This window comes from Nostoc sp. (genome assembly GCF_036917415.1).
Lineage (GTDB): Bacteria > Cyanobacteriota > Cyanobacteriia > Cyanobacteriales > Nostocaceae > Nostoc.
Genome location: NZ_JBALDJ010000069.1, coordinates 64,164 through 70,861, shown reverse-complemented (window position 1 = coordinate 70,861; position 6,698 = coordinate 64,164). Strand labels below are relative to the sequence as shown.

Here is a 6,698-nt window from a genome sequence, read left to right as displayed (position 1 = left end):
CCTGCCCCCTGCCCCCTGCCTCTTGCCCCCTGCCCCCTGCCCCCTGCCCCCTGCCCCCTGCCCCCTCTTCGATCCCCTATTTGGATGAAACCATTTTTTCGCTGGCAATAATATGCAAATCGATGTTTTTAAGCAAGCGCACCAATTTTTGCGTCAAAGATCCTTTGAAAAGCATTTGCCAGCGCGATCGCTGACTCTCACCAATTACAATTTGGGTAATCCGATATTTCTCGGCGATTTGGGCGATCGCATTGGCGATGTTACCGTTAGTAACACGAAGAAAAGTACCTTCAAATTCTTTACAAAGTTTTTCACAAGTGTGGATGTGTAAACTTTCTTCTTTGGTGAGGAAGCGTTCTGGATCGGCTACGAATAAGGTATAAAGCGGCGCGTTCATATAGTTAGCCAGTCTCGCACCTCGACGTAACAATTGCACTGAGTTGGCATAAGTGGAAACACATACCAAAACCCGCTCGTGAATATTACAAAATTGTCCGTTGGGAGTAGAAGCGATCGCATTTTCTTCCACGTTGTCTGCTACTTCCCGCAAAGCCAACTCCCGCAAAGCAATCAGGTTACGGCGTTGGAAAAAATTATCGAGGGATTGTTGGATTTTTGGCTGTGCGTAAATCTTGCCTTCTAATAACCGTTCTTGTAGTGTTTCCGGTGTGACATCAACTACCACTATTTCATCTGCTTCATCCATAATCCTGTCAGGAACACGTTCGCGGACTATCACACCTGTAATTCTGGCTACTAGGTCGTTGAGACTTTCCAGATGTTGCACATTCATTGTGGAGTAGACATCAATACCGGCTGCCAAAACTACTTCTACATCTTCGTAGCGCTTTTCGCGTGGAGAACCAGGGACATTGGTATGGGCAAGTTCATCGATTAAGACTAATTGGGGCGATCGCTTTAAAATAGCATCTGTATCCATATCCGTCAGCGTCAACTCCCCGCGAGGATATTGCTTACGGGGTATAACTTCCAGTCCCTCTGCCTTTTCAGCTGTCTCCTTGCGTGCGTGGGTTTCCAAAAGCCCAACAACGATATCAATTCCTTCCTGTTTGAATGCGTGTCCCTCTTCCAGCATTCGGTAAGTTTTGCCTACTCCAGGAGCCATACCAATAAAGATTTTATGCTTACCCCGCCGTCGTGCCGGATAAAGCGAGTAACTTGCAGAATTTAAAGGCGCATTCCTAGCCGAACCAATATTAGTATGATCTGACATTTCATTTTTGGTATCTATATAGCAATCCTAAGTAGGTTAGCGTCAAAATTTGTCGTTGGGATAAAGCAGTTCTTGCTGGAGGCAGGGGGAGCAGCAGAGAATAATAATTCCTGACAAATGACAAATGACCAATGACAAATGACAAATGACAAATGACAAATGACCAATTTACTGATTTTGCTGACGATTAATATCTTGCAAATCAAGAGCATAATTCAATCGGAGAACATTGACTCCCGGTTCGCCAAAAATCCATAAAAATCTGCCATCAGTATACTTATTAATTAAACGTAGGATCTCATCTTCTTTTACTCCCCGCGCACCAGCAACCCGCGTCAATTGCTGCCGTGCTGCTTTCAAGGAAATATGCGGATCTAAACCAGAACCAGAGGTATAAATTATATCAGCTATTGGTTGAAGATTTTCGTCTCGCAATCGATCTGCCTCTTCTAAAATCCGTTTCTGTAGTTCTGGATTGCTTGCAGCGAGATTACTAGCTCCAGATATGCCAGTTGGTTTGGCTTTTTTCCCTTGGCTATATCTAACAGTACTAGGACGAGAATGGAAATATCGGTCAGATGTAAACACCTGACCGATTAAAGCAGAACCAATTGGTTCATTATTTAGATTCCGCATGATACTACCATTAGCTTGATAGGGCAAAAAAACTTGACCCACTACAAGGATTACCAACGGATAGATGATTGCAGTCAACAACCAAAGCATTAGAGTTATAAAAATTGCTCTGATGGTTTCTCGAATAATAGCCATAAAAAGTTTTCCAATTGCGCCTAGAATTTAATTTTTAATTTTTAATTTTTAATTCTTTTGCCCACCTAGCAGGACGTTACAAGATGCTGTTAGCAACAGCATAAAAAACTGGGGTAGTTACCACATTCAAGCACAGCAGGATAAAAATAGCGAGTGGTAGATGTTGTTTGTCCCATTGCGACTAAACAAAGGATATCGCCAAAGCAGTACTGAGTAAAAACGATGTTTATTCATATTCTTCTTGTTTTACCTCTCAACAGGTAAAAGTAAAAATGTTTATTATTTTACTTTAGTTAAGACGCGCTTGTTTCCCCATCGTTTTTACTTTTGCTGTCCTTAGAGGATGTTTGAAAAGTCGCAAAATATACTAGCACTGGCAAATATAATTTGCGACTATACAGACAAAACCAACTTCCGTGGGTTTGAAAAACTTGATTTTCTCTTTCTTAGTCCACCTTTGCGGACTAAGCTTTGTCTAGTAGCGAATTATATTCGCCTAATACTTTTCAAACATCCTCTTAAGCCAAGCCCACAAGTGTAATCAGTACATCAATCAACTTAATTGCAATAAACGGCGCAATCACCCCACCTAAGCCGTAAATTAAGATATTGCGTCGGAGTAACTGATTAGCTGTCAGCGGTCTAAACCGCACTCCCTTTAATGCCAAGGGAATTAAAGCGGGAATAATCAAAGCATTATAAATCAATGCTGAGAGTACAGCCGATTTAGGGCTAGTCAAATTCATAATATTCATGCTTTGCAAGTTAGCAGCGACAAATATCACTGGGATAATTGCAAAGTATTTAGCAATATCATTAGCGATGGAAAATGTCGTCAATGCCCCGCGAGTAATCAACAATTGTTTACCGATACCAATGATATCGAGCAGCTTTGTGGGATCGGAGTCCAAATCGACCATGTTAGCGGCTTCTTTTGCAGCTTGCGTTCCTGTATTCATCGCCACACCGACGTTAGCTTGGGCTAATGCTGGAGCATCGTTAGTTCCATCTCCCGTCATCGCGACTAGTTTGCCTGCGGCTTGTTCCTGTTTAATGATACTGATTTTGTCTTCTGGTGTGGCTTCAGCAATGAAGTCATCCACCCCAGCTTCTTTGGCAATGACAGAAGCGGTAATTCGGTTATCTCCAGTTAGCATGATGGTACGCACTCCCATCCTTCGCAGTTGCTCAAAGCGATCGCGGATACCAGGTTTAACTATATCTTTGAGATAAATAATCCCATAGATTTCGTTATCTAGGCTGACTGCTAGGGGTGTACCTCCCAGGCGAGAAACTCGTTCGTAGGTAGCATCCAATTCTGGTGTATCGCGTCCGTTGCGGGAACGGACAAATCCTTTAATAGCTTCTACTGCTCCCTTTCTGGCTTCATACCCACCAGGTAAATTCGTGCCACTCATCCGGGTCTTAGCGGAAAAACTGATTCCTTCTGCCTGACTGGAGTCAAAATCAAACCGCGCGCCCAATTTTTCTGCCAATCGGACAATAGATTTACCTTCTGGTGTATTGTCAAAGACACTAGCTGCCCAGGCAACATTAGCAATTTCTGACATTGAATGACCGTTGAGAGGAATAAACTCTTCCGCCAGACGGTTGCCGAGGGTAATTGTACCTGTCTTGTCAAGAAGTAAAGTGTTGACATCACCACAGGCTTCCACTGCTCGTCCTGATGTGGCAATGACGTTAAATTGGGCAACTCGATCCATACCAGCAATACCGATGGTACTTAGTAAGCCGCCAATGGTGGTAGGAATTAACGCTACTAATAAGGCAATTAAAATTGGGATGCTGACTGGACTGTTGACATAGTAAGCAAGTGCAGGCAAGGTTACTACAACTAGCAAAAACACTAAGCTGAGAACTGCCAACAATACCGTGAGGGCAATTTCATTGGGTGTTTTGCTGCGTTCTGCCCCTTCTACCAAGGCAATCATTCGGTCAATAAAGCCTTTGCCTGGGTCAGTAGTAATGCGGATAATTAGTTCATCTGAGATTATCCGCGTCCCACCAGTGACGGAACTGGCAACGTCGGAACCTGATTCTTTTAATACTGGTGCAGATTCCCCAGTAATTGCTGATTCATCCACTGAGGCAACACCCATAATTACTTCGCCATCAGCGGGGATGATATCGCCAGCAACGACGTAGATGGTATCGCCCTGTTTGAGGCTGGTAGATGAAACTTCACTAAGGGTGCCATCGGGAGCAAGTTTTTTCGCGATCGCCTCTAACTTTGTTAACCGCAAGGCATCGGCTTGGGCTTTCCCCCGTCCTTCTGCCACTGCTTCGGCAAAATTGGCAAACCAAACAGTAAAGAATAAAATCCCCGACAACAAGGCGTTGAAAAGTTGCGGGTTCTTTTGCAGGGCTGGGCCAAATAGGTTGGGATCGATCGTTAGCAATAGGATGATGATTGTCCCTACCCAAACCACAAAGATTACTGGATTTTTGATTGCATACTTAGGGTTGAGCTTGACAAAAGCATCTTTAATTGCTCTTAAGTACAGCCACTTATTATTTGCCCTGGTCTTTTTACGTTTTTGGCGGCGATCGCCAGTACGAAAACTTGGGCGTCTAGCTTTAAAGTTAGTTGCCACTTGATTCATGAATAAAGTTTAGGGGTGGAATTTAGGAGTTAGGAGTTATAGGAACTTCTAATAAAAAAATATCCAACCTGTAGGATGCGTTAGTAACGCATCCTACGAAACCGGATAATTTATCAGATAAGGCAGGAGCCAGGAGGAAAGAAGTACAAATGAAAACTTTAATTCTAAGTAATTACCCAGTTAAAAAATCAGATACTGGTACGAGACGCGTATGTGCAAGATATAAACCTTTCTTGCTTCAATCTCACACTTTTAAGTCTGGGTTACTCCTTTTTCCTGCCTCCTGAATTATTTTTTGATATTTTCTTAATTTCAAACTTATAACTCATAACTTTTCTAACTGCCAGATGCTAGTTTCAAACCCTCAGCTATGGGGCCTAAAGCCAGAACAGGAAAGAAAGTCAATACTCCCAAAACCAGCGTTACTCCTGCCGCGATCCCAGTAAATACCAGAGAATCAGTTCTTAGGGTAGCAGGGGTTTCTTGTACTGCTTGTTTGCGAGACATCCCGTCAGCTAGCAGCAGGATGGCAATCATCGGAATGTAGCGTCCTCCGATTAGGCTAACTAAAGTACTCAAGTTCCACCACAGGCTGTTATCCGCCAAGCCTTCTAAGCCCGAACCATTATTTGCTGCTGCTGAGGCATATTCATAAACTACTTGAGAAATACCGTGATAGCCAGAGTTGCTAATTCCAGATAGGGAGATGGGATAAGCTAAGGCGATCGCACTGGGAATCAAAACTAGAATTGGGTGAATCAACAGCACTACACTGGCGAGAACAATTTCCCGCTTTTCAATTTTGCGTCCTAAAAACTCTGGAGTACGTCCTGCCATGAGTCCAGTTAGGAAGACTGTGAGAATTAAGTAAATAAATAAGTAAGCTGTTCCAGTTCCCTGACCACCCCAGATAACCTGGATAAATAAGTTGAAGAGAGTCGAAAATATTCCTTGCGGCATCAGAGAATCGTGCATCCCATTCACAGCGCCAGACATAGTAGCGGTAGTCATCACTGCCCAAAATGCTGTCTGTGCCCAACCAAATCGAACTTCTTTCCCCTCTAAATTGGGTTGTTCTAATCCAAAAGCGGTATTAACTAGGGGATTACCTTGCAGTTCTCCTACGGCTGTAACTCCCACCAGAACTACAAAAATCACAAACACCATCCAAAAAAGTAGCCAAGCTTGTTTGATGTTATTGGCAAATATACCGTAGGTGTAAATCAAGGCTGCTGGGATAGAAATCATCGCGAGCATTTCTATCAAATTAGAAGCGCCATTGGGATTTTCAAAGGGGTGAGCTGAGTTGACGCCAAAAAAGCCGCCGCCGTTCTCGCCCAAAAGTTTGATCGTTTCAAAGGATGCTACCGGACCTCTGGCCAGATATTGCGTCCCACCTTCTAAGGTTGTCACATCCATAGTCTTAGCTAATGTTTGTGGTACACCTGCTATCAGCAAAGCGATCGCACCAATAATCGAAATCGGCAGCAATATTCGCGTAATTCCACGCACGAGATCGACGTAAAAGTTTCCCAGTTTTCTACCCGTCAACCCGCGAATAAAGGCAATTCCCACGGCTAAACCGGTGGCTGCAGAGGTAAACATCAAAAAGCCTAAAGCCGCTACCTGGCTAAAATAGCTTAAGGTTGTCTCACCTGCGTAGTGTTGTTGGTCAGTATTCGTTACAAAGGAAATCGTTGTATGCAACAATACATCCCACCTGGGCGAACCAAAGCCGTTTGGATTCCAGGGTAAAAGTCTCTGAAAATATATCAGAAAATACACTGAAATACCCATGAGCGTGTTACAACAGACTATGGCTTGGATATACTGCCAACCCGTCATGTCATCTTTTCTCCGAACACCCGCAAGTACGAACATACTCCGCTCTATGGGGTTCATTAAAAAATCAAGCAGTGTTCTTTCTCCCAAAAAGACACGCGCTATGTATTTTCCGAATAATGGAGTAATTGCTATGACAATACACAGCGTTAAGCCAATTTGCAAAAAACCTTGTCCCATATATTTCGCGCTAAATTAAATTTAAGTCCTAGCAAGCCAATTTTTAG

At 43.4% G+C, this 6,698-nt stretch carries 4 protein-coding genes; all 4 read right to left on the bottom strand.

Going from position 1 to position 6,698, the window contains the following annotated elements:
- Positions 1-76 precede the first annotated feature (76 nt).
- The 4 genes from V7K41_RS13495 to kdpA all read right to left on the bottom strand — a co-directional run bounded on the left by V7K41_RS13495 (position 77) and on the right by kdpA (position 6,651).
- Positions 77-1,234: a universal stress protein gene (locus tag V7K41_RS13495; protein WP_334848838.1), complete on the bottom strand. Its 1,158-nt coding sequence runs from the start codon at positions 1,232-1,234 to the stop codon at positions 77-79.
- Positions 1,235-1,402: 168 nt separating this feature from the next.
- The gene (gene kdpC / locus V7K41_RS13490; RefSeq protein WP_334848836.1) at positions 1,403-2,005 is read right to left on the bottom strand and encodes a K(+)-transporting ATPase subunit C; all 603 of its coding nucleotides are present in this window, start codon (positions 2,003-2,005) and stop codon (positions 1,403-1,405) included.
- A 518-nt stretch (positions 2,006-2,523) separates the two neighbouring features.
- Positions 2,524-4,629: a potassium-transporting ATPase subunit KdpB gene (gene kdpB / locus V7K41_RS13485; protein ID WP_334848834.1), complete on the bottom strand. Its 2,106-nt coding sequence runs from the start codon at positions 4,627-4,629 to the stop codon at positions 2,524-2,526.
- Positions 4,630-4,965: 336 nt separating this feature from the next.
- The gene (gene kdpA, locus V7K41_RS13480; protein WP_334848832.1) at positions 4,966-6,651 is read right to left on the bottom strand and encodes a potassium-transporting ATPase subunit KdpA; all 1,686 of its coding nucleotides are present in this window, start codon (positions 6,649-6,651) and stop codon (positions 4,966-4,968) included.
- Between the last annotated feature and the right edge of the window lie 47 nt (positions 6,652-6,698).